Source organism: Pseudomonas sp. HMSC063H08 (genome assembly GCF_001813645.1).
GTDB lineage: Bacteria > Pseudomonadota > Gammaproteobacteria > Pseudomonadales > Pseudomonadaceae > Pseudomonas > Pseudomonas aeruginosa.
The window spans coordinates 1-239 of the sequence record NZ_KV813589.1 but is presented as its reverse complement, the minus strand read 5'-3'; the positions used below and the strand labels follow the sequence as shown (position 1 = coordinate 239).

Here is a 239-nt window from a genome sequence, read left to right as displayed (position 1 = left end):
TCCGTCAGGCGCGCTTCGCTGGCCACGTTCACTGCCAGGCCCACGGCTTGGAGGTCTCGGAGCTCGTCGCCTCGCTCTTTCAGCCAGGTTTGAGACAGCGTGTCGTCGCCGACCAGGAACAGCGGTTGCAGGCCTGGAGCGTTGATGGCGCGCCCCTGGACCTGTCCTGGCGAAAGACGGGCGGAGCGAACTGGAAACGCACCTGAGCCACGGACGCCCAGGTCGCCAGGTCCTGGTGC

Annotated in this window: 1 protein-coding gene; it reads right to left on the bottom strand. The window is 67.4% G+C overall.

Annotation, left to right across the window (positions count from 1 at the left end):
• Positions 1 to 239, bottom strand: a 239-nt coding sequence (locus tag HMPREF2924_RS35045; protein ID WP_141765583.1) for a PFL_4695 family integrating conjugative element protein, incomplete at both ends; no start/stop codon positions are given.